Source organism: Ochrobactrum sp. C6C9, from assembly GCF_022627935.1.
In the GTDB taxonomy this organism is placed as follows: domain Bacteria; phylum Pseudomonadota; class Alphaproteobacteria; order Rhizobiales; family Rhizobiaceae; genus Brucella; species Brucella teleogrylli.
Window position 1 is genome coordinate 156,179 of the sequence record NZ_JABXGB010000006.1, and the last position, 23,051, is coordinate 179,229.

The window sequence follows — 23,051 nt, forward strand, 5'->3', positions numbered from 1 at the left end:
CCGGGCTTTTTCTTTTGCCTACATATCATCGTCAGTAATGCTGAAGGAGATTCCCCATGGCCGGGTATGACTACGACCTTTTTGTTATCGGTGGCGGTTCCGGTGGTGTGCGCGCAGGCCGACTGGCGGGCGCCATGGGGAAGAAGGTCGGTCTGGCCGAAGAATATCGCATGGGCGGAACCTGCGTCATTCGCGGCTGTGTACCGAAAAAGCTGTTTGTCTATGCCTCACAGTTTCCCGAACATTTCGAGGACGCTGTCGGTTACGGCTGGACGGTGGGCGAAAGCAGCTTCGACTGGAAGAAGCTGATCGCTGCCAAGGACAAGGAAATCGACCGTCTGGAAGGGCTCTACCGCAAGGGGCTTGAAAATTCGAAGGTCGAGATTTTTGCAAGCCGCGCCGTGCTCGTCGATGAACATACAGTCGAGCTGAAGGCTGATGGACGACGCGTTACTGCTGAACATATTCTGATCGCCACCGGTGGACGTCCGAATCCGCACGCGGCTCTGCCCGGCCATGAGCTTTGCATCAGCTCGAACGAGGCTTTTCATCTGGATGAATTGCCAAAGGCAATTGTCATCGCGGGCGGTGGCTATATCGCGGTCGAATTCGCCAATATCTTCCATGGTCTCGGCGTGGAAACCACACTTGTCTATCGCGGCAAGGAAGTCCTGAACGGTTTCGACGGCGATGTTCGCCATTTGCTGCATGAAACCATGGAAGCCAAGGGTATTCGCATCATTTGTGAGGCGGTTTTCGAGAAGGTTACGAAGCAGGCAAACGGCCTGTTGTCGATTGCCCTGTCGAATGGCGAGACGCTCGAGGCCGGGCAGGCAATGCTGGCGCTTGGCCGCATGCCCAATACGGAAGGACTCGGCCTTGAAACCGCTGGCGTGAAGTTGGACAAGCTCGGCGCCGTGGAAGTGGATGACTATTCGCGCACCAGCACCGCCAATATATGGGCGGTCGGCGATGTCACCAACCGCGTGCAGCTGACGCCTGTGGCCATTCACGAGGCAATGTGCTTCCTTGAAACAGTTTTCAAGGACAATCCGACCAAGCCCGATCATGAATTGATCGCAACGGCTGTCTTTTCCCAGCCCGAAATTGGCACTGTCGGTTTGACCGAGGAAGAGGCAGCGAAGAAATATCCGGAAGTCGAAGTCTATCGCGCCTTGTTCCGTCCGATGAAGAACACGCTTTCGGGCCGCAACGAAAAGATGCTGATGAAGATCGTCGTCGATGCGAAAAGCCGCCGCGTCCTGGGCACCCATATTATGGGACCGGATGCCGGTGAAATGGCGCAGCTTCTGGGGATTTCGCTGAAGGCTGGCGCGACCAAGGATGATTTCGACCGCACCATGGCCGTGCATCCGACCGCCGCCGAAGAACTGGTCACGATGTACAAGCCAAGTTATCGCGTCGTAAATGGCGAAAAGGTCGAAGGCTGACCCTTTCGCCGCAGGCGAATATCATTAACGATTATTGCTGGTATAAAACCCGCGCGTGCATTATATCAGCGCGACCCACGCACGCCGGGATTAGACATGTGGCTGGCATCTTCTTCAGGTGCAGACTGCATGATTGGAATTCCGGCTTTCGTGTAAGGAGGATATAATCCGAGGATTATCGAGCGGATAACGCAAAACAGGTGCTCTAATGACGAAGAACTGGACCCCGCATTCCTGGAGAAACAAACCGATCAAGCAAGTGCCGTTTTATCCGGACGCACAGGCTCTGACCGACGTTGAGGCCCGTCTTCGCACCTATCCGCCTTTGGTTTTTGCAGGCGAGGCGCGCAAGCTCAAGCAGCAGCTGGCCGCTGTGGCGGAAGGCAAGGCATTTCTGCTTCAGGGCGGCGATTGCGCCGAAAGCTTCGCTGAACATGGCGCGGACAATATTCGCGACTTCTTCCGCGTGTTCCTGCAAATGGCCGTCGTTCTCACCTTCGGTGCTTCCAAGCCGGTGGTGAAGGTTGGTCGTATTGCCGGTCAGTTCGCCAAGCCGCGTTCGACGGACATGGAAACGAAGGATGGCGTCGAGCTGCCATCCTACCGTGGCGACATCATCAACGGCATCGATTTCGACGCAGCCTCGCGCACGCCCGATCCGCAGCGCCAGGACATGGCTTACCGCCAGTCCGCAGCAACGCTGAACCTGCTGCGCGCTTTTGCGCAGGGCGGCTATGCCAATCTGGAAAACGTGCACCAGTGGATGCTCGGCTTCGTCGGCAAGAGCCCACAGGCGGAACGTTACACGGCTCTGGCGCAGCGCATTTCGGAAACGATGCACTTCATGCGCGCTATCGGCATCACGTCTGACAGCAACCATTCGCTGCGCGAGACTGACTTCTACACGAGCCATGAAGCGCTGCTACTCGGCTATGAAGAAGCGCTCACCCGCGTCGATTCCACGTCGGGCGACTGGTATGGCACGTCTGGTCACATGATCTGGATCGGTGATCGCACGCGTCAGGCCGACCATGCGCATATTGAATATTGCCGCGGTATCAAGAACCCGCTCGGTCTCAAGTGTGGCCCGTCCTTGCAGCCGGATGACCTCATCCGTCTGATCGACCTGCTCAACCCGGAAAACGAAGCTGGCCGTCTGACGCTTATTGCGCGCTTCGGCTACGACAAGGTGGGCGATCACCTGCCGCAGCTCATCCGCGCTGTCGAAAAGGAAGGCCGCAAGGTCGTCTGGTCCTGCGATCCGATGCATGGCAATACGATCACCGCTGGCGGCTACAAGACGCGTCCGTTCGACCGCATTCTCAAGGAAGTGGAATCCTTCTTCGCGATCCATCGCGCCGAAGGCACGCATCCGGGCGGTATCCATGTCGAAATGACCGGCAAGAACGTCACGGAATGCACGGGCGGCGCCCGCGCCATCTCCGCAGACGATCTTCAGGATCGCTACCACACGCATTGCGATCCGCGCCTTAACGCCGATCAGGCATTGGAACTGGCGTTCCTGCTGGCCGAACTCCTCAAGAAGGAGCGCGATGCGGGCACTGAAAAGCAGGTCGCAAGCGCCTGAAAGGCTCTTGGATTGCAATCATTTGGGCAGGGCGGAGGTTTCGATCTCCGCCCTGTTGCTTTTGAAGCAGAGTTGTCTAAAGCATTCTCCGGCAAAGCGCGAAATCGTGTCCATGGCTTCTGGGGGTATTTATGCAGCGCATTTTTCTGGCTTTTCTGAACTCGATGCGCGCGCTGAAATATCTCGCGGGCAATGAAAAAGCCGTGCAACAGGAACTGGTATTGTTTCTGGTCTCCTTGCCTGTCGCTTTCTTCCTTGCGCCCACATGGCTGGCCTTCCTGCTGATGACCGGCTCGATCCTGTTTCTGATGATGGTCGAAATTCTGAATACCGGCATAGAGGCGACATGCGATGCGGTGTCCCGCGATTTTCATAAGGAAATCCAGATTGCCAAGGACTGTGGTTCATTGGCCGTGCTGATCGCGATTATATTTGTTGTGGCCACATGGGGCTATATAATCATATCGTCTTTCTATTATTAAAATAAATATATTTGAATTTGAAATAGATAAAATAGCAAAAGTTCTTTCATAATTGCGGTTTTAGAAATTTCTATAATTGATATCTTCTTTCGGGTTGATTCCAGGAGATATAAATGACGAGAATAATTTATCTTTTTTTGTTTTTGGTGTTTCTAATATCGGCTGGGCTTTATTTTATTGATGCCAATGCTGCGGATACTGCACCGTCGCAGCCGAATGCACATCATTGCGATAGTTATGAAAACCTGGCGGATTATACCCGTTGTATCCTCATATCCCCGAAATAGGACGTAAACTAATTCGGGTCTTGGCAAGGCAGTTTGCCGTTGACTTGTTCAGATCGGTTGAACAATTCAGGGTTCTCTCATCGATAATTGAGACGAACGGCGCGGGGAGGCGTGCCGGTCATTGCATCCCCTCCACTCCCACGCTAAATCTTGCGCTGAAATAGTGTTGGTGAGAATCTCATTATGCTTCGTATTGCAGTCGCGCAGCTCAATCCCGTCATGGGCGATATTGCCGGAAATCTGGCCAAGGCCCGCGCGGCTCGCGTGCAGGCTGCCGACATGAAGGCCGATCTGATCCTGTTCACAGAGCTGTTCATTGCCGGTTATCCTCCTGAGGATCTGGTGCTGAAGCCATCTTTTGTCGAAGCCTGCGAGAAGGCCGTCCGAGACCTTGCAGCCGATACGGCGGATGGTGGGCCGGGCGTTATCATCGGAACCCCTCTGCGCCGCGAGAGCGGCTTGCATAATTCGGTCATGGTGCTGGATGGCGGCGAAGTGATTGCTGAGCGGTTCAAGGTCGATCTGCCGAATTACGGCGAATTCGATGAAAAGCGCGTATTCGAGCCGGGTCCGCTGCCGGGACCAGTCAATTTCCGTGGTGTGCGAATCGGTATTCCGATCTGCGAGGATATCTGGGGCGATCTCGGCGTTTCCGAAACGCTTGCCGAAAGCGGTGCAGAATTCCTTCTCGTGCCGAATGGTTCACCCTATCACCGCGCCAAGATGGACCGCCGGTATCAGGTCGTTCTAAAGCAGGTGATGCTGTCCGAACTGCCGATGCTTTACGCCAATCAGGTTGGCGGTCAGGATGAACTGATTTTCGACGGCGCATCGTTTGCTTTCAATCCCGGCAACAAGTTCCCGTGCCTGCAAATGCCGCAATTTTCGGAGCAGATCGCCATGACGATCTGGCATCGCGACGGAGACACCTGGCGTTGCGAGGAGGGCGAGAAAGCTCTACTTCCGGAAGAACTGGAGGCGGATTATTCCGCCTGCGTGCTGGGCCTGCGCGACTATGTGAACAAGAACGGTTTCAAGGATGTCGTTCTGGGTCTCTCCGGCGGTATCGACTCGGCAATCTGCGCTGCGATGGGCGTGGATGCACTGGGGCCGGAGCGTGTGCGCTGCATCATGCTGCCGTATCGCTACACGTCAGGTGAATCCCTGCAAGATGCAGCCGACTGCGCCAAGGCGCTTGGCGTACGTTACGATATCGTGCCCATTGCCGAGCCGGTTGAGGGCTTCATGAGCGCGCTTCAGCCACTATTTGCCGGTACGGACAGCGGTGTCACTGAAGAAAACCTGCAAAGCCGCGCGCGCGGCACCATCCTGATGGCCGTTTCGAACAAGTTCGGCTCCATGGTCGTCACGACTGGCAACAAGTCGGAAATGTCTGTCGGTTACGCCACGCTCTACGGCGACATGAATGGCGGCTTCAATCCGATCAAAGACGTGTACAAGATGCAGGTCTATGCGATGTCGGAATGGCGCAACAGCCATGTTCCGCAAGGCTCGCTCGGACCGGCAGGCGAGGTGATCCCGAACAACATCATCTCCAAGGCGCCGTCCGCCGAACTGCGTGAAAACCAGACCGATCAGGACAGCTTGCCGCCCTACCCGGTGCTCGACGATATTCTGGAATGTCTGGTCGAAAACGAAATGAGCAATGCCGATATTGTAGCGCGCGGCCATCCGGTTGAGACCGTGCAGCGTATCGAACATTTGCTTTATCTCGCTGAATACAAACGCAGACAATCGGCACCCGGTGTTAAGATTACCAGGAAGAATTTTGGACGCGATCGCCGTTATCCCATAACGAACCGCTTCCGCGACCGCTGAAAGATAATAGAATGACTGTTACTGTTCGTTTTGCCCCATCGCCGACGGGCTATATTCACATCGGCAACACGCGCACTGCGCTCTCGAACTGGCTTTATGCCCAAAAGAATGGCGGCAAGTTCATCCTGCGCTATGACGACACGGATGTTGAACGCTCGCGTGAAGAATATGCTGAGGCCATCGCCGTTGATCTGGACTGGCTTGGCGTAAAGCCGGACCGCGTCGAATATCAGTCGAAACGCTTCGATGTTTATGCTCGCGCCGTGGAAAAGCTGAAGGAAGCAGGGCTGCTTTATGCCTGCTATGAAACGGCTGACGAGCTGGAACGCCGCCGCAAGCTGCGTCTCGCACGCCGCCTGCCACCGGTTTATGGCCGCGAGGCGCTGAAAATCACCGATGCGGAAAAGGCCGCTTTCGAGGCCGAAGGCCGCAAGCCGCATTGGCGCTTTCTGCTGCCGAATTTCGAAAGCGATCCGTTCACAACGCAGCGCACCGAAGTTCACTGGGATGATCTGGTGCGTGGCCCCCAGGTGGTCGATCTGGCGTCCATGTCGGACCCGGTGCTGGTGCGTGAAGACGGCACCTATCTCTATACGCTGCCTTCGGTCGTGGACGACATCGATCTCGGCGTCAGCCATATTATCCGTGGCGACGACCATGTGACGAATACCGGCGTGCAGATCGCAATCTTCCGGGCGCTCGGCGCAGAACCGCCGGTCTTCGGACACCATAATCTGCTGACCACCACGACGGGCGAAGGGCTGTCCAAGCGCACGGGCGCGCTTTCGGTTGGGTCGCTGCGCGAAAACGGCTATGAGCCGATGGCGGTTGCTTCGCTGGCTATCCTGATCGGCACGTCGGAAAATGTCGCCGCTGCACCGACCATGGATGCGCTGGCGGAACGTTTTGATCTGGCCTCCATCTCAAAATCGTCGGCCAAGTTTGATCCGGCGGAACTGGACACGCTCAATCGCGCATTGCTGCATGAAATGTCTTTTGCCGACGCCAAGCCTCGTCTCACAGCGCTTGGTGTCGAAGGCGGCAAGGCTGAACCATTCTGGCTCGCTGTGCGTGGCAATCTGGATCGCTTCGGCGATGTGCAGCATTGGTGGCAGATCGTGACTGGCGATTTGCCGGAAGCGCCGGAACTGTCCGATGAGGATCGCGACTTTATTCGTATCGCGTTCAATTCGTTGCCAGCAGCTCCTTGGAACCACCAGACATGGAAAGCCTGGACTGACGCGGTCAAGTCGGAAACGGGACGTAAGGGCAAGGGTCTCTTCATGCCGTTGCGTCTGGCGCTGACGGGGCAATCTCACGGACCCGAACTGGCCGACCTTCTTGTGCTGATGGGGCCGGACAAGGTTCAGAGCCGAAAGCCCTGACAGTTTTACTGATTACAAACAAAAACAGCCGACACAGTTGATACTGTGCCGGCTGATTCTTTTTGCGGATAGGCTTACTTGCGAATCTTTGCCTTGCGGACCGGTGCTTCGCCAGCGCGCTGCAGTGCTTCCACGACCGACAGAGCGGTCATGTTGACGACGCCGCGCGACGTGACCGAAGGGGTCAGAATATGTGCCGGGCGGGCGGCACCGAGCAGGATCGGGCCGACGTGCAGCGCATCGGTGACCGTCTTGACCACGTTGAGCGTGATATTGGCGGCATCAAGATTCGGGAAAACCAGAAGATTGGCTTCTCCCTTGAGGCGCGAATTCGGGAACACGCGGTCACGCAGCGCCTGAGACAGCGCCGAGTCGCCATGCATTTCGCCGTCGGATTCGAGGTCGGGGGCCTTTTCTGCGAGGATGGCCGCTGCCTGACGCATCTTTTCCGCGCTGGCGCTTTCCTTCGATCCGAAATTCGAATGCGAAACCAGAGCAGCCTTCGGGACAATGCCAAAGCGGTCTATTTCCTTGGCCGCGAGAATTGCCATTTCAGCAATTTCATTCGCGTTCGGATCGACATTGACATAGGTGTCGGTCAGGAACAGCGCGCCGCGCTGCGAAATAAGCAGGCTGAGCGCGGAGTAATCGCGGATACCCGGCACAATGCCGATGATCTGGCGCACAACGCGCAGATGGCGCTCGAAACGACCTTCGAGACCGCAGATCATTGCATCCGCTTCGTCGCGCATCACGGCGAGCGCCGCAATGGCGGTCGAATTGGTGCGCACGATGGTGCGGGCCGCTTCCGGCGTTACGCCCTGACGCCCCGTATAGGACAGGTACAGATCGACATAGTCGCGGTAACGCGGATCGTCTTCAGGATTGATCAGTTCGAAATCGACGCCCTGACGGATTTTCAGGCCATAACGGCGCAGGCGCGTTTCGACAACCTGCGGACGACCGACAAGGATCGGCGCGGCGATGCGTTCTTCGATCACCACCTGCGCGGCACGCAGCACGCGCTCATCTTCACCATCGGCATAGATGACGCGCTTGGGTTTGTCCTGCGAACGGGCGGCGGCGAAAACCGGCTTCATGATGAGGCCGGAGCGGAACACGAAGCGGTTCAGCCTGTCGAGATAGGCTTCCATGTCCTCGATGGGGCGCGTTGCGACACCGGTTTCCATCGCAGCCTTGGCCACAGCCGGGGCGATGCGCAGGATCAGGCGCTGATCGAAAGGCGAGGGAATGATGTAATCCGGGCCAAAGGTCGGCGTATCGCCGGAATAAGCCTTGGCGGCGACATCGGAAGGTTCTTCGCGGGCGAGCGAGGCGATGGCGCGCACGGCGGCGAGCTTCATCTCTTCATTGATCGCGGTTGCGCCGACATCGAGAGCGCCACGGAAGATATAGGGGAAGCAAAGAACGTTGTTGACCTGATTCGGATAGTCGGACCGTCCGGTGCAGATCATGGCGTCGGCACGCGCAGCACGCGCTTCTTCCGGCATGATTTCCGGCTTTGGATTGGCGAGAGCCATGATCAGCGGCTTTTCAGCCATCTGATTGAGCAGTTCCGGCTTCAAGACGCCCGCAGCCGAAAGGCCGAGGAACACATCCGCCCCGCCGATGACATCGGCCAGCGTGCGCGCATCGGTCTTCTGGGCATAGATTTCTTTCCAGCGGTCCATCAGCGTGTTGCGGCCTTCATAGACCACACCTTCCAGATCGCAGACCCAGATGTTTTCACGCTTGGCGCCGAGATTGACGAGAAGATTGAGGCAGGCGAGAGCCGCGGCACCGGCACCCGAGGTGACGATCTTGGCGTCTGCAATCTGCTTGCCTGCAAGTTCCAGACCGTTCAACACGGCGGCGGCCACGATGATCGCCGTCCCATGCTGGTCGTCATGGAAAACCGGAATATTCATCTTGGCACGAAGCTGTTCTTCAACTTCGAAACATTCCGGTGCCTTGATGTCTTCCAGATTGATGCCGCCAAATGTCGGCTCCAGAGCGGAAACCACGTCGACAACGCGGTTGATTTCCAGCGCGTCGATTTCGATGTCGAAAACGTCGATATCGGCGAACTTCTTGAACAGGACGGCCTTGCCTTCCATGACCGGCTTCGATGCGAGCGCGCCGATATTGCCAAGACCGAGAACAGCCGTGCCGTTCGAAACCACCGCCACCAAATTGCCTCGCGCCGTATATTCGGCAGCGGTGGCAGGGTCTTCCTGAATGGCGAGGCAGGGCGCTGCCACACCTGGCGAATAAGCGAGCGCAAGGTCACGCTGGTTTCCGAGCGGCTTGGTTGCCTGGATTTCCAGCTTTCCGGGCTTCGGATATCGATGGAAAAACAGGGCTGCTTCATCGAAATCCGAACGCGTCGGCGTGGAAGGAGTTTTCTTGGTCATAGTCGCATCGCTTTCCATTTTTCCGCACCGCCGGGATGATCAGCGGCGCGTGGAGGGTGCAATCACATGCACACCGAGCCTTTAAACACGTGGGTCGGGCACTTTGGGTTTTAGCTCAAACTCTGACGTCCCATTAGGCCCGTTTTGGAGAATGAGTTTATCTGTAATGTAATGGCCGTGTCAGAAGGCGCTCTGATAAGCGCCGCCGTCAATAACGAGATTCTGGCCCGTTATATAGCCTGCATGCTGCGAGCAGAGGAAGGCGCAAGCCTTTCCAAACTCTTCTGGCTGGCCAATGCGTCCCGCAGGGATGCGGGCTGCGCGCTTGGCAGCTTCTGCTTCTGCGGTGGTGCCGGTCTTCTGCGCGGAGAAGGCAAAGCCTTTGCGCAGGCGGTCCGTGTCGAATGCACCGGGCAGGATATTGTTGATGGTGACATTGGCCCCGGCAACGGTACGGGCAACGCCGGCCAGAAAGGCCGTCAGTCCCGCGCGGGCGCCGGATGAAAGATCAAGTCCCGGAATAGGCGCATAGACTGAGGTCGAGGTGATGTTGACGATGCGGCCAAAGCCGCGCTCAACCATTCCGTCGATGACCGCCTTGATCAGTTCGATCGGGGTGACCATGTTCTGCGTCACGCCTTCAAGAAGGGCTTCGCGGTCGAGCAGGCGGAAGTCGCGGAAGGGTGGTCCGCCATTATTGTTGACCAGAATATCCGGGTTGGGGCAGGCGGCGAGCAGCGCCTTCTGACCTTCTGGCGTCGAAACATCGGCGGCGACAGCGACCACATTGACACCATAAGCCGAGCGAATGGCGTCAGTTGTCTCAAGAAGAGTTTCTTCACTGCGTCCGTTCAGCACGATATCGCATCCTGCCTCGGCCAGTGCTTCGGCGCAGGCGCGACCCAGACCTTTGCTGGAAGCGCATACGATTGCCTTGCGACCTTTCAAGCCCAAATCCACGGCTCGATCCTCTTTGCTTTTTAAAGGTCATGGAGACATGCCACCAAGCGCCAAGTGCAATCAACCGGATTCTGGTTGACGCGCTGATGTGTCCACTTTTCTCGACGCTCATTTGACCATTTTTCGGTGTTTTTCACGCACACTATTCGGTGATCGTGTTTTGCATGGGGCTGTCTGTTCGTCGGCCACTGTCATCTGCGCATTACAGTCCCGTCATAACTCTGTGACATGAATCAGGTTCTCTGCACGTAGTTTCAGGTTGCCATTGAGAGGGACAACCAAATGAGCACCGATGCAGCGCAGGCCAAGAAACTCCGGACGATTTTTATCTCGGATGTGCATTTGGGATCAAAGGCCGCGCAGGCCGATCTGCTTCTCGATTTCCTGCGCTACCATGATGCGGAAACGATTTTTCTGGTCGGCGATATCGTCGATGGCTGGCGATTACGGCGCAACTGGCACTGGCCGCAGGAACATAACGACGTTGTCCAGAAGCTTCTCCGTAAAAGCCGCAAGGGCACCAACATCATCTACATTGCAGGCAATCACGACGAGTTCCTGCGTAATTTTCAGGGAACGCATTTCGGCGGCATCGAAGTGATAAACCGCGCCATTCACGAGACGGCGGATGGCCGCAAGTTTCTGGTGATCCATGGCGATCAGTTCGACGTGGTGGTGCGCAATGCCCGTTTCATCGCTTATCTCGGCGACTGGGCCTATGACACGGCGATCTGGATCAACACGGCGATGAACCGTTTGCGCTCGCTCTTCGGGTTGCGCTACTGGTCGTTTTCGGCCTGGGCGAAATTCCGCGTGAAAAAGGCGGTCAATTTCATCGGCGAGTTCGAAACGGTGGTGTCCGAAGAGGCGCAGCGCATCGGTGTCGATGGCGTCATTTGCGGTCATATTCACCACGCCACCATCGAAAAGATGAACGATGTTGAATATATCAACACCGGCGACTGGGTGGAAAGCTGCACAGCGGTGCTGGAGCATTTCGACGGACGTATGGAACTGGTCAGTTGGACGGAAATGCGCGACGAAAAATCGTCCGGCGGCAGGGCTCTCGCTCACGATAATCGGGCCGACGACAACAGGATAGTCCGTCTGCCACGTCCTGCCCGTAGCGCGGCGAAAATTGCCGGATGAACAAGCTCCTCATCGTCACCGACGCCTGGCATCCGCAAGTCAACGGCGTTGTTCGGACACTGACCAAATGTCAGGATATGATGCGCGCGCGCGGTTACGAGGTGATTGTGGTTTCGCCACTCGACTATAAGTCGGTTCCGTGCCCGACCTATCCGGAAATCAGACTGGCGCTGACCACGCCCGGCGCATTTCGGCGGCGGTTGGCGCAAATGCAGCCTGACTATATCCACATCGCCACCGAAGGTCCGCTCGGCTACATGGCGCGACAGGCATGTCTGAAAAAGGGCTGGAGTTTCACCACCAGTTTTCACACGCGCTTTCCTGAATATGTTGCGGAACGCTTTCCGGTTCCCTTGAGCTGGAGCTATGGCTTTCTGCGGCGGTTTCACAATGCCGCATCGCATACGCTGGTTCCCACCCAATCCATTCTGGATGATCTGAAAGAGCGCGGTTTTACCGGCCTCAATCTGTGGACACGCGGCGTGGATCGCGGTGTATTCCATGCCCGCGCCAATGTGAGCCGCGATCTGCCGGAACCTGTTTTCATCTGTGTTGGACGCGTGGCGACGGAAAAGAACCTACCCGCCTTTCTCAGTCTCGATCTACCCGGCACCAAGCTGATTGTCGGTGACGGCCCGGCACTCGATGATCTGAAATCACGCTTTCCCGATGCGGTATTTGTGGGCAAGCGGGAAGGCGAGGCGCTGGCCGAAACCTATGCGTCGGCTGACGTGTTTGTTTTCCCGAGCCGGACAGACACGTTTGGCCTCGTGCTGCTGGAAGCAATTTCATCCGGTCTGCCTGTTGCGGCTTTTCCCGTACCGGGATCGAAAGACGTCATCGGCGCGACGGGCGCGGGTGTTCTTTCGGAAGACTTGCGCGCGGCCTGTCTGGCCGCGCTGGAGCTTGAGCCTTTCGATCCGGAACAGGTTCTAAAACCCTTCACCTGGGATGCCTGCGCAGACATCTTTGAAGAGGCTTTGACCTCCATAGCGGGCGGACAGCCCCCCGTTCGGGACTATCAGGCAGTTCAGCCCCAGACAGTCGCTTCCGGCGGATAAACAAGCGCGCCATCATAACGAAGGCCGGGTTCGCGGTCCTGTGCAAGGAGCAGTGGTCCGTCGAGATCGACAACCGTTGCCTTCTGGGCGAGCAGAACTGCGGGCGCCATGCCGAGCGATGTGCCCACCATGCAGCCGACCATGATCTTCAGGCCGAGCCCAATGGCCTTTTCGCGCATCACTAGCCCTTCGGTCAGCCCGCCTGCCTTGTCGAGCTTGATATTCACGGCATCATAGCGCTTGGCTAATTCTTCCAGACCCTCTGACGTGTGAACGCTTTCGTCGGCGCAAATCATGACCGGACGTTCGATCTGGCTCAGGATCGCATCCTTGCCAGCGGGCAGGGGTTGCTCGATGAGGATCACGCCCGCATCGGCAGCGGCGCGCATATTTTCGGCAATATTCGCATCGGTCCAGCCTTCGTTTGCATCGATGATGATGCGACTGTTCGGCGCTGCTGCGGCAACGGCGCGAATGCGTTCAATGTCGTTGTCGCCGCCCATCTTCACTTTGATCAGCGGATAATGCGCGACTTTAGCGGTCGATTCCGCCATTTCTTCCGGCGTGCCCAGCGAAACGGTAATCGCGGTCTCCAGCGGCTTGAACGCGCCGCCCAGCATATCGACAACACGTTTGCCGGTGGTCTTGGCTTCCAGATCCCACAGGGCGCAATCGACCGCATTACGGGCGGCACCGGCTGGCATCAGCGTCTGGATATCCTGACGTGTTGCACCATCTTCGATCTGTGCCCGGACGGCTTCGATTGCTGCCGTGACGCTTTCGATGCTTTCGCCATAGCGTGCATAGGGAACGCATTCGCCGCGCCCCTGATGTTCACCGTTGCCGATTGCACACACAACGACTGCTGCTTCGGTCTTCGACCCGCGCGAAATTGTGAATTTTCCGGCGATAGGGTAGCGTTCAACGAGGATGTTCAAGGTATTCTGCATGGAGAGCCTTCCGAATCTCAATCCCGAAAAGTTGATGGGCTTTTGGGATGAGATAGTGCGTGAGAGCGCGAAATTGGGGTATTCGTCTGATTCAACGGGCGGATGCTCCAATACGCTGTATTTCGGTCGTGTTACGACTCGTATATGAGGTTTGCCATGTTGACCGACACTGCTGACAAAGCAAGAGCCGCTGCGAATGTCGCGCCAAAGATCGATGTGGCCGATCAGGATGGCGTGCGTCTGGTTCGCCTGAGCGGACGCTGGGTTTCGCAGAGCGTTCATCTTGTCGACGACAAAATGCGCAGTCTCGAAAAAGTTGCGGGCGGCCAATCCACGCATATCGATGCTTCTGGCATTTCCGGCCTCGATACGGCAGGCGCGTGGCTTGTCGAGCGGCTGAGGCAGCGTCTCATCACCCAGAAGGCGGATGTTCAGCTTGAAGGTATCCGCGAAGCCTGGGCACCGCTGATGGACGAAGTCGGCGGTGCCGTCGAACGCGCGCTCGACGTTCCGCGCGCCAAGAAGCCATTCTTCGTTGTCGCGTTTCTGGCAGCGCTTGGTGGCGGTGTCGTCTCGATTTACAACGACTTCAAGATGTCGATGCATATTCTGGGCGCCACCATTCGCGGCGCGCAGCTGAAATATGGTCGTGGGAGCGGAATTCCGATTGCCGCCATCGTGACGCAGATGGACCGCATGGGCGTGGGTGCCATTCCCATTATCGTGCTGATGTCGACGATTGTGGGCGCCATTATCGCGCAGCAGGGCGCGTTTCAGCTTCGCTATTTTGGCGCTGAAATCTTCGTGGTCGATCTGGTTGGCATTCTGGTTTTGCGTGAACTGGGCGTGCTTTTGACTGCGATCATGATTGCCGGTCGTTCCGGCAGCGCCATCACGGCCGAAATAGGCTCCATGAAAATGCGCGAGGAAACCGCCGCGCTGACCGTCATCGGGCTCAATCCCGTTGGCGTTCTGGTGTTTCCGCGCCTTGTTGCGCTCGTCATCGTGCTGCCGCTGCTGACCATCATTTCCAATCTGGCGGCACTGGTTGGGGCAGGCGGTGTTGCGTGGTTCTATTCCAATATCTCGCCGGAGGCCTTTATCAGCCGTCTGCATGATGCCGTGGCGCTCAACACTTATTTCGCCGGTTTGATCAAAGCGCCATTCATGGCGATGATTATCGGTATTCTTGCTTCGGTCGAAGGTATGAAGGTCGGCGGAAGTGCAGAATCACTTGGACGCCGGGTCACAGCATCGGTGGTGAAGGCTATTTTTGTGGTTATCGTTGTCGATGGCATGTTTGCGATGTTCTACGCAGCGATCAATTTCTAGAATTTTGTATGGCCGTTGTTTTGTTTGGGTTCTTTGAGACACAGTTACACAAAAAACTGATCCTGCATTGGCCTTCCGCTGTTCAGTCGGAAGCGCGGCTCGGTTAAAGAATAGATATGGAGAACGGTATCGACGCAGAGTCGCAACCACAGCAGGACGATGGCCACCACACGGCGATACCGATGATTTCGGTGCGCGACGTGACGGTGTCGTTTGGCCGTGCGCCGGTGCTCGATAAGCTGTCCCTCGATATCTACAAGGGCGAGGTTCTGGGCTTCATCGGTCCGTCGGGATCGGGCAAGTCGGTGCTGATGCGCACCATTTTGGGCTTGAACAAGAAGCAGTCCGGCGAAATCGAGATTCTTGGGCGCAATATCGATCACCTCAATGAGCTGGAAAAAATGGCCATCGACATGCGGATGGGCGTTCTTTTCCAGCATGGCGCGCTGTTTTCGGCGCTCAACGTGCTTGAAAATATTCAGGTGCCGATGCGCGAATATCTCGATCTGTCGCCAAAGCTGATGGATGAGCTGGCGCGACTGAAGATCGATCTTGTGGGACTGAAGCCGGATACGGCAGAGAAATTTCCGTCGGAACTTTCCGGGGGCATGATCAAGCGCGCCGCTCTGGCACGTGCGCTGGCGCTCGATCCGGATATCGTCTTTCTTGACGAGCCCACCTCGGGTCTCGACCCTATCGGCGCCGCGGAATTCGATGAATTGATCGCGAATTTGCGCGATACGATGGGCTTGACGGTCTATATGGTCACGCATGATCTCGATAGCCTGTTTGCGATCTGCGACCGCATAGCGGTTCTGGGGAACAAAAAAGTGCTCGTCAGCGGCACGATAGAAGACATGCTGCATGTAGACGATCCATGGGTTAAATCCTATTTTCGGGGCAAGCGTGCGCGCCAGATCGATACTTCGGCGCCATCAAGACGGCGGCCCGGCAGCCGCTTGCAGACGGGATAAGATATGGAAACAAAAGCCAATTACGTTCTGGTCGGGGTTTTCACGCTGCTTGTCAGCCTGCTGGCTTTCGGATTCGTGTACTGGATTGCGCGCTTCGGCGAGGCCCGCGATTCCATTCCTATGGATGTGCGCATTCCCGGCTCCGTGACGGGCCTGACTGTCGGCAGTCAGGTTCTCTTCAATGGTATCAAGGTTGGCGATGTCCGTCGTCTGCGCCTTGATGAGAGCAACCCGGAAATGGTTATCGTGCAGACGCGCGTGAATGGCAGCACGCCGATCACGCGTTCGACGGCTGCAACGCTCGGCTTTCAGGGCCTGACCGGACAGGCCTATATCGAACTGAAGGGCGGCAGCCTGGACGAGCCTAACCTGCTGACCGAAGCGGCGAAGGAGGATACCGTCGCGCGTATCGACGCCGATCCATCTGCGGTCAACAATCTCCTTGCCACCGCGCAGGATATTTTCGGACGTGCCAACACTGTGCTGGGCGAGCTGGAAGGCTTTGTCAAAGAAGCGCGTGGTCCTCTGACCGACACGATCAACAACACCAAGACATTCACCGACGCACTGGCCAAAAACGCCGATGTGCTTGACGAACTGGGTTCCAACACCGGAAACATCAAGCAGATCATCGAGGATGCCAAGGAAACAATGGCGCGGCTCAATGCGGCTTCGGTGCGCGTTGACGGCATTCTGGCCAAGACCGACAAGCTTCTGTCTACGGACGATAAGGACGGTGTGGTGGCGCAGGCCAAGGCGACGCTCGAATCCATTCGCCAGACCTCGGACAATCTCGACAAGCGCCTCGGACCGATTGCAGATAATTTGCAGCGTTTTTCAGGTCAGGGTTTGCGCGACGTGCAGTCGGTGGTCGTGGATAGCCGCCGCTCCATACAGCGTATTGAGCAGGCCATCACAGATCTAGAACGCAACCCGCAGCGTCTGATTTTCGGCGGGCAAGGCAGTGTACCCCAGTATAACGGAAGGGCGCGTCATTGATTTTCTTAAGCGGAAATTCGACAGGTGGGACGAATGGCTTGAAATCGCGCTGCAAGATTGGTGCCGTGGGTTCGGTTTCGCTCTTGCTGGCGGCGCTTCTCGCGGGCTGTGGGACGACACCTCTCGATACATTCAATCTGAGCGCGCCGAAACCTGCTGTTTCGTCGCCGAGCCGCAAGAGCCTACAGTTGCTGGTTCCGACACCAACAGCATTGAAGGCGCTGGACAGCGAAAACATCGTTATCAGCTCAGCGCCGGGTTCCATCGAGTATCTGAAGGGCGCACAATGGGGCGACAGGCTGACGAATATCGTCCAGTCTCGCCTTGTCCAGGCCTACGAGAATACCGGCGTGTTTGGCGGTGTTGGGCGTCCGGGTGATGGTCTGGCGATCAATTATCAGATCCTGACTGATCTTCGCATGTTTGGCGTTCAGGTTAGCGGCGGTTCCAGAACGGCTGTTGTGGAACTCGCCATCAAGCTCATGAACGACAAGACCGGTGAAGTGCGCTCCACACGCGTGTTTCGGAATTCCGCACCGGTCAGCGGCACCGGCAATGCGGCTTATGTGAAGGCGCTTGATGCAGCCTTTGATCGTACGGTGAATGAAATCGTCAGCTGGACGGTTTCATCGCTGTAAACCACGCAAATGCAGAATAGATGATTTGAAATGAAAAAAGCGGGGCTTAACCCCGCTTTTCTTTTGTCCGGCTGTAGCAGCCAAAGCACGCCGGATTTCGGTCTTATCAACCCATCGCCGCGTTGCCACGTTTGTTAGTCTCACTTCCTTTCGGAAAAGAAAAAACGCGGCCCGAAAGCCGCGTTCTGAATTGCGTGTGGCCTGGTGCCTGATTAGCGCAGGCGACCGCTGGCATGGGCCAGCATGGTGTAAACCTTGCCGGTGTCGGACGTCAGATAGGTCTGCGTCACCATATTATCGCGGTCGTTACGGGCGACGTCTTCGAGCAGACGCTGGAAGTCGTCCATGTAGCGGTCCACGGCGCGGCGGAATTCGCCATCCGTCTGATACTTGCGCTTGATGTCGTCAAACGTCTGCTGGCCCTTGAGCGTGTACAGGCGACGGGTGAAGACGTTGCGCTCGCCACGGCGGTAGCGGTCCCAAAGTTCAACCGACGCTTCATGATCGATTGCACGGGCGATATCGACCGAAAGCGAGTTCAGCGATTCAACCACATGGCTTGGCGAACGCGGAGCGGCGGTTGGCTGCGCCTTGGGCTGGACGGCTTCTTCTTCTTCACGCGATGCGCGGGCAAGGAGATCGGAAACCCAGCCGCGAGGCTTGTCAGTGGTAGCGGCAGGTGCCGATGCAGCCGGAGCTTTTGGCATTTCAACCGGGTGCTGGCGCACCGCAACATCAGCCTTTGGGGCTGGTGCAACTGGCGCCTGAACAGGGGCCGGGCGCTGTGCAGCTGGCGCCGGACGCGAAACCGTACGGTCTGCGCGGCTTTCACCAACATCGACCAGACGGCCAGACTTGTTGACGATTTCAGCCAGTTCCTTAAGCGCGCTGATCTGCTCGCTGACGGCCTTGCGCATGGCAGTCGTCGTTTCCTTGGCTTCAGCAGGCATGTCGAGAACGCCGCGCTTCAGCTCACCACGCGTGGTGTTGAGCTCGGTGCGGATTTCGCCAGCGGTGCGGCGGATATCGTCGGTTGCCGCCGAGAACTTCTGCGCTGCCTGCTCGACGATTTCCGAAACGCTTTCGCGCATCTTTTCCGCCGAGGCGCGGGTCTGGCCTTCTGCGCGCTGGAATGCCGAAGCAACCAGAGTTTCGAAGGACTGCATCAGCTTCTCGATGCCTTCCGACTTCTCGACAAGGCCGGAAGCCAGCTTGTCGAGCGCCTGCTGGCGGTCGGACAGCGTGGAGACAAGACCGTTCTGCGCCGAATTGATCATGTCGGAGGCCGAGGAAAGAACCTTTCCATGGTCTTCGAAACGGTCGGCAATGTCGGCAATCTGCGAGAGGGTGCTGTCGGAAAGCGCACGCAGCGTACCGATATTCGTGTCGATCAGGCCGGTCGAGGCCTGGAACATCTGCGCAGCGCGATTGGTGTTTTCAACGAAGCTCGACGTGGTGTCGACGAGGCGTCCATCAATATCCGTCAGATTGCGCGTTGCAGCGTCGATCAGCTTGCCAAGCTCGCCATTCGAAGTGGAGAGGCGGTCGATCAGCTCGCTGACATTGTCGGAGAGACCGGCCTTTGCCTGCTGAACGGCTGCAATGGTTTCTGCCGTGCGGTTTGCCAGTGCGTTGACCAGAGCGGCGTTTTCCGAACGCAGGCGGTCGGTTGCGGCATGGGTTGCTTCTTCAAGCTGCTGTGCCAGACCGCGTCCGCTATCGGCAAGACGCTGGACCAGCGGCTCAGCCGTATCGTTGAGGATCTTGGTGATTTCCTGCGAGCGGGCCGAGAGAACCGCATTGAGTTCACGCGTGCGCTCTTCAAGGGTAACAGCCGTCGTATCCGTGACCTGCGCGATGCGGGCTTCCACGGAGCCGAGTTCCATCGTGATGCGCGAACCAATGTCGCCCAGACGGGTGGCAATCGCGTCGGCGCGTTCCGCAAGGCGGGCTTCGGTGCCTGCCAAATTGTCGGCAACGCTGACCGAAAAGCTCTCGCTGTGACCAGCAAGGGTTTCGCTCGTCTTCGATGCCGTATCGGCGATGCGGGCCTCGATGGCGCTGAGTTCACCGGTGAGGCGGTTTTCGATGGCTTCAAGGCCGCTTGCAATCGCGCCAGCGCGCTCATTGAGGCGGATTTCGGTGCCCGCCAGATTATCGATAACGTTCGCAGCGAAAGCCTCGCTGTGACCGGCAAGGGTCTCGCTTGTCTTGGTTGCGGTGTCAGCGATGCGGGCTTCGATAGAACCGAGCTCGCCGGTGAGGCGGGTTTCGATATCGCCGAGGCGTCCGGCAATCGCATCGGCGCGCTCGCCCAAGCGTGCTTCCGTGCCCGACAGATTGTCGATCAGGCGCGCGCTGAATGCTTCGCCGAAGCCATCCAGAGCCTGACCGGCCTTTGCTGCTTCTGCGGAAAGCGTGCTTGCCGCTTCGCCGATCTTCTCACGCAGCGAGCTTGCAACAACACCGGCGCTTTGTTCCAGTGCGCGGCGAACATTGTCGACGCCGATGGATAGCGCCTTTTCCATGGTCTGCGTGCGTTCTTCGATAATACCAGTCTGGCCAGCGAACGCATCGTTGATAATAGCGCTGCTATCCGCAATGACGTTTCGCAGGTTGGCTGTGTGCTCTTCAATCGCACCGTTCTGACTGGCGAATGCCTGGCCAATGACGGAACCGCTTTCGGCGATGACACTGCGGAGATTGGCCGTGTGTCCTTCGATAATGCCGGTCTGGCCTTCGAACGCCTGACCGATTGCCGAAGCACTGTCGGCAATCGCGCCGCGCAGATTGGCGGTACGCTGATCCAGAACATCGCTATGGTCTTGCAGCGACTGGTTGAGCGAGGCAGTGCTGTCGCTCAGCGTTGCGCGGATTGCTGCGGCACGTGTTTCAATCGTCTGCTCATGGCCGTTCAGAATGTCGACCAGCGAGTCGTTATGGTTGCTCAGGACAGCACGCAGGCCGCTTGTGCGTTCCTCAACCTGACGAACATGGTCGCCAAGCGTTGCTTCGAAAGCGTCGCGTCCAGCGGCAATGGACTGGCCGAGCGTTGCCGCGCGTTCGTCCAGAATGCGCGCCAGCGAAGACTGATTGTCGGCAATCAGGGCCTGAAGCGAGTTGACGCGGTCATCGAATGCACGTGCCATGATTTCGCGATTTTCGTTGAAATTATCGCGCATTGCCGCCGTGCGCTCATCCATCAGCTGAGCAAGCATGGCCTGATTGCCGGTGATGACCGTATGCAGCGCGGAAGCGCGCTCTTCCAGCGAGCGAGCGTGATCGGCAAAGCTTGTATCCAGCTGTGCCGAATGGCTCGCCATTGCCTGCTGCAGCGCATTGGTGCGCTCAGCCAGAATGGCCGCATGGTTATCCGCGACGGAGTTGAGCGCCGATGCGCTACCGTCAATCGCATTGCGGATGTCATCGGTGCGGGCTGCCAGCGTATCGGCATGTCCGCGAATGACTGCCGACACGCGGTCGGTTTCGCCTTCGAGCGAAGCAGCCAGCACATCGCGGCTTTCTGCCAGCTTACCTGCAAAGGCGGCTGCCTTTTCACCGAGAAGATTGCCGACGCTTTCACCGATAGAGGTCAGATCGTCGCTGATCTTCGTCTTGGTTTCGTCGATCATCGAGCTCAGCGAAGCGCGACCGCCGGAGAAGGTCTCGGCAATTTCACGGGTGCGGGCGATGAGGTTCTCGTTGATCTGACGCGAGCGTGTTTCCAGAGCGGCGTTGAGCTTCTCTGTGCTGCTGTCAAGTGCATGAGCGCGTGCCTCAAACTCGGAAAGCAGGGCATGACCGCGTTCGGACAAGGTGCCTTCCAGATTGGCAAGGCGCGTGTCGAATTCGCTGACCATCGATTGCGTCGAGCTGCCAAGCAGATTGGCAATGCCAGCGGCGCGTTCATCGAGAGCCGTCGTGAAGCGTTCGGAGATCGTGCGGGACTGTTCGTCCAGCGTTGCGATACGCGTATCGAGCAGATTGGCAAAAGCCTCGCCCGAGGTCGTGATGCGCGAACCGATGTCACCCGTGCGGGTTTCGATGGCTTCGGCAATGGAGCTGCCGCTCTCATTGATGCTGCCGATTAGACGTTCGCCGGATTCGCTCAACAGCGAGCTGAGCTGCTGGGAAGCAGACAGAACATTATCGCGGATGATGTTGGATGCGCTCGACAGTTCTTCCTTGAGCTGTTCGTGGGCGCCGGAAATCGACGAGCGAACGCGTTCAGCGTGGCTGACGACGGCTTCGCGCTCATTGCCCAGATCGCCGACCAGCGAACGGATGCGAACTTCATTATCGCTATAGGCGCGTTCAAGCTGATTGACCTCGGACTGAACGAGGGTTTCCAGCTCGACGGCGCGGGCGAGTGTGCGCTCGATGCCTTCGTTCATGGCAGCCACTTCGCGACGCACAGCCTGGCTCAGCGTCGAAACACGATCAGCCGATACGGCTTCGGGCTGAAGCAGCTTCATCGCCGCTTCAGACATGCTGCGTGCGGCGTTGTGCATTTCCTGCGCGCGCTTCACAAGCTGCGCAAAGCCCCAGAACATGGCAACGGGCAGGGCGACGCCTGCAACCACACCAATGCCTGCGGGCGAGGTGAAGAAGTTCTTGGTGGCCTCAAGGCTGGAGAAAACAGCCGGATCGATGGCCTTGCCGAGTGCGACGCCACCGGCTGCCCACAAAACGCTGATGGCTGTGGTGGTCCAGTAAAGCTTGGATGTGCGCTCGGTCACGCGGCGCGGCGCGGTTGCGATAGCACGATCGTTGCGCGAATCATCGTTGGCGGGTGTGCGTGCGGCAGGCGCTGCAACGCTGACGGTCGCTGCCGGTGCAACAGGGCGCAGGATTGCTTCCGGCGCTTCCGGCACATCTGCTACCTGAGGCGAAGGAGCGGCTTGCGTCGTGTCGGGCTTGATCGGGGTCGGCTTATGCGGCGTATTGGCGACGATCTGCTGCAGGGGCTGCTGTGTGGAAGACACGGCCTTGACCACCGGCGGTACGGGTGGTGCTGCAGGCGTGGCGATAACGGATGCAGAAACGATCGGAGCGACCTTGGTTTCGGCTGCCACGGCTGCGACCTTTTCGGGTTCAGCGGCTTTCGTCTTCTGTTCCGCGACCAGCTCTTCAGCGGCGCGCGAAATCTGCTCTTCCAGATCGTCGACCGAAAAACTCTCGTCGAACGCACTTAAATCCATATCGATATCGAGATCATCGCCGAAGTCGATGTCGAGTGCCTGTTCTAGTGCCTTTTCAACCTCAAGGTCGAGCTTTTGTGCCTTGGATTTGGAAGCCATTGTTCGCCTACCTCGTACTCAATTACCGTGACGGCCGGATCGTCAAAGAGCCGTTACTAAACTTTATCCGCCATTTTGCATCGTATCGGCTCGGTCCTGTTAAGGAAATAGGCGACACCCGCTGATGCCTAAAACTTTAAATACAAGGTTAACAGAAAACGCTTGGGTTCATAAAAATGCGGTGTTTTCGGGCTTTTTGCAATTATCAGCAAGTTGTGGAAATCAGCAGGGGTCGCTTTTTG

The 23,051-nt window shown here is 57.5% G+C and carries 15 protein-coding genes and 1 pseudogene; 11 read left to right on the plus strand and 5 right to left on the minus strand.

Features of this window, described 5'->3' with window-relative positions; all coding sequences use genetic code 11:
• Positions 1 to 56: 56 nt before the first annotated feature.
• The 5 genes from gor to gltX all read left to right on the plus strand — a co-directional run bounded on the left by gor (position 57) and on the right by gltX (position 7,032).
• Positions 57 to 1,451 (plus strand): glutathione-disulfide reductase, encoded by a 1,395-nt coding sequence (gor, locus tag HWD97_RS06830; RefSeq protein ID WP_171318402.1) that lies wholly within the window; start codon positions 57 to 59, stop codon positions 1,449 to 1,451.
• 208 nt (positions 1,452 to 1,659) lie between these two features.
• Positions 1,660 to 3,039, plus strand: a complete 1,380-nt coding sequence (locus HWD97_RS06835) for a class II 3-deoxy-7-phosphoheptulonate synthase (protein ID WP_109368918.1) — start codon at positions 1,660 to 1,662, stop codon at positions 3,037 to 3,039.
• A gap of 131 nt (positions 3,040 to 3,170) precedes the next feature.
• Positions 3,171 to 3,521 (plus strand): diacylglycerol kinase, encoded by a 351-nt coding sequence (locus tag HWD97_RS06840; RefSeq protein WP_109368919.1) that lies wholly within the window; start codon positions 3,171 to 3,173, stop codon positions 3,519 to 3,521.
• Between the two features lie 470 nt (positions 3,522 to 3,991).
• Complete coding sequence (locus tag HWD97_RS06845) at positions 3,992 to 5,647, plus strand: NAD+ synthase (RefSeq protein WP_109368920.1); 1,656 nt, start codon at positions 3,992 to 3,994, stop codon at positions 5,645 to 5,647.
• Positions 5,648 to 5,658: 11 nt separating this feature from the next.
• Positions 5,659 to 7,032 carry a glutamate--tRNA ligase gene (gltX, locus tag HWD97_RS06850; RefSeq protein ID WP_109368921.1) on the plus strand — a complete coding sequence of 458 codons (1,374 nt, stop codon included), beginning with the start codon at positions 5,659 to 5,661 and terminating at the stop codon, positions 7,030 to 7,032.
• A gap of 74 nt (positions 7,033 to 7,106) precedes the next feature.
• Here the strand turns inward: gltX and HWD97_RS06855 are convergent, their stop codons facing one another.
• The gene (locus HWD97_RS06855; RefSeq protein ID WP_109370218.1) at positions 7,107 to 9,446 is read right to left on the minus strand and encodes an NADP-dependent malic enzyme; all 2,340 of its coding nucleotides are present in this window, start codon (positions 9,444 to 9,446) and stop codon (positions 7,107 to 7,109) included.
• A gap of 180 nt (positions 9,447 to 9,626) precedes the next feature.
• Entirely contained in the window at positions 9,627 to 10,406 is a 780-nt protein-coding gene (locus HWD97_RS06860) for an SDR family oxidoreductase (RefSeq protein WP_109368922.1), read from the minus strand.
• A gap of 282 nt (positions 10,407 to 10,688) precedes the next feature.
• Here HWD97_RS06860 and HWD97_RS06865 point away from each other — a divergent pair, with 282 nt between their 5' ends.
• Both HWD97_RS06865 and HWD97_RS06870 read left to right on the plus strand, forming a co-directional pair.
• A complete protein-coding gene (locus HWD97_RS06865) occupies positions 10,689 to 11,555 on the plus strand; it encodes a UDP-2,3-diacylglucosamine diphosphatase (RefSeq protein ID WP_371834890.1) in 867 nt (288 codons plus the stop codon).
• Positions 11,552 to 12,616 carry a glycosyltransferase family 4 protein gene (locus HWD97_RS06870; RefSeq protein WP_371834891.1) on the plus strand — a complete coding sequence of 355 codons (1,065 nt, stop codon included), beginning with the start codon at positions 11,552 to 11,554 and terminating at the stop codon, positions 12,614 to 12,616. The genes HWD97_RS06865 and HWD97_RS06870 overlap by 4 nt, the downstream gene beginning before the upstream one ends.
• Here the strand turns inward: HWD97_RS06870 and dgcA are convergent.
• Positions 12,586 to 13,566: an N-acetyl-D-Glu racemase DgcA gene (dgcA, locus tag HWD97_RS06875; RefSeq protein WP_140025182.1), complete on the minus strand. Its 981-nt coding sequence runs from the start codon at positions 13,564 to 13,566 to the stop codon at positions 12,586 to 12,588. The genes HWD97_RS06870 and dgcA overlap by 31 nt on opposite strands.
• A gap of 156 nt (positions 13,567 to 13,722) precedes the next feature.
• Here dgcA and HWD97_RS06880 point away from each other — a divergent pair, with 156 nt between their 5' ends.
• The 4 genes from HWD97_RS06880 (at position 13,723) to HWD97_RS06895 (ending at position 17,509) form a co-directional block, all read left to right on the plus strand.
• Positions 13,723 to 14,898 carry an MlaE family ABC transporter permease gene (locus HWD97_RS06880; protein WP_371834892.1) on the plus strand — a complete coding sequence of 392 codons (1,176 nt, stop codon included), beginning with the start codon at positions 13,723 to 13,725 and terminating at the stop codon, positions 14,896 to 14,898.
• Between the two features lie 116 nt (positions 14,899 to 15,014).
• The gene (locus HWD97_RS06885) at positions 15,015 to 15,872 is read left to right on the plus strand and encodes an ABC transporter ATP-binding protein (RefSeq protein WP_121536107.1); all 858 of its coding nucleotides are present in this window, start codon (positions 15,015 to 15,017) and stop codon (positions 15,870 to 15,872) included.
• Positions 15,873 to 15,875: 3 nt separating this feature from the next.
• Positions 15,876 to 16,871, plus strand: coding sequence for an MlaD family protein (locus tag HWD97_RS06890; protein ID WP_109368927.1), 996 nt, complete (start codon positions 15,876 to 15,878; stop codon positions 16,869 to 16,871).
• Positions 16,872 to 16,909: 38 nt separating this feature from the next.
• Complete coding sequence (locus tag HWD97_RS06895) at positions 16,910 to 17,509, plus strand: ABC-type transport auxiliary lipoprotein family protein (RefSeq protein ID WP_371834893.1); 600 nt, start codon at positions 16,910 to 16,912, stop codon at positions 17,507 to 17,509.
• A 212-nt stretch (positions 17,510 to 17,721) separates the two neighbouring features.
• Here HWD97_RS06895 and HWD97_RS06900 read toward each other — a convergent pair whose 3' ends face one another.
• Together HWD97_RS06900 and HWD97_RS06905 are read right to left on the minus strand one after the other, a co-directional pair.
• The gene (locus tag HWD97_RS06900) at positions 17,722 to 20,265 is read right to left on the minus strand and encodes a hypothetical protein (protein WP_371834912.1); all 2,544 of its coding nucleotides are present in this window, start codon (positions 20,263 to 20,265) and stop codon (positions 17,722 to 17,724) included.
• Positions 20,239 to 22,832 (minus strand): annotated as a pseudogene (locus HWD97_RS06905) (kinesin); the annotation flags it as partial. The gene HWD97_RS06900 and the pseudogene HWD97_RS06905, both read right to left, overlap by 27 nt.
• Positions 22,833 to 23,051 lie beyond the last annotated feature (219 nt).

Bases quoted from the DNA above. Each gene is read 5' to 3' on its own strand.
- HWD97_RS06840 (WP_109368919.1), top strand. From the start codon at position 3,171: ATGCAGCGCATTTTTCTGGCTTTTCTGAACTCGATGCGCGCGCTGAAA.
- HWD97_RS06870 (WP_371834891.1), top strand. From the start codon at position 11,552: ATGAACAAGCTCCTCATCGTCACCGACGCCTGGCATCCGCAAGTCAAC.
- gltX (WP_109368921.1), top strand. From the start codon at position 5,659: ATGACTGTTACTGTTCGTTTTGCCCCATCGCCGACGGGCTATATTCAC.
- HWD97_RS06835 (WP_109368918.1), top strand. From the start codon at position 1,660: ATGACGAAGAACTGGACCCCGCATTCCTGGAGAAACAAACCGATCAAG.
- HWD97_RS06880 (WP_371834892.1), top strand. From the start codon at position 13,723: ATGTTGACCGACACTGCTGACAAAGCAAGAGCCGCTGCGAATGTCGCG.
- HWD97_RS06890 (WP_109368927.1), top strand. From the start codon at position 15,876: ATGGAAACAAAAGCCAATTACGTTCTGGTCGGGGTTTTCACGCTGCTT.
- HWD97_RS06885 (WP_121536107.1), top strand. From the start codon at position 15,015: ATGGAGAACGGTATCGACGCAGAGTCGCAACCACAGCAGGACGATGGC.
- HWD97_RS06855 (WP_109370218.1), bottom strand. From the start codon at position 9,446: ATGACCAAGAAAACTCCTTCCACGCCGACGCGTTCGGATTTCGATGAA.
- HWD97_RS06845 (WP_109368920.1), top strand. From the start codon at position 3,992: ATGCTTCGTATTGCAGTCGCGCAGCTCAATCCCGTCATGGGCGATATT.
- dgcA (WP_140025182.1), bottom strand. From the start codon at position 13,566: ATGCAGAATACCTTGAACATCCTCGTTGAACGCTACCCTATCGCCGGA.
- gor (WP_171318402.1), top strand. From the start codon at position 57: ATGGCCGGGTATGACTACGACCTTTTTGTTATCGGTGGCGGTTCCGGT.
- HWD97_RS06865 (WP_371834890.1), top strand. From the start codon at position 10,689: ATGAGCACCGATGCAGCGCAGGCCAAGAAACTCCGGACGATTTTTATC.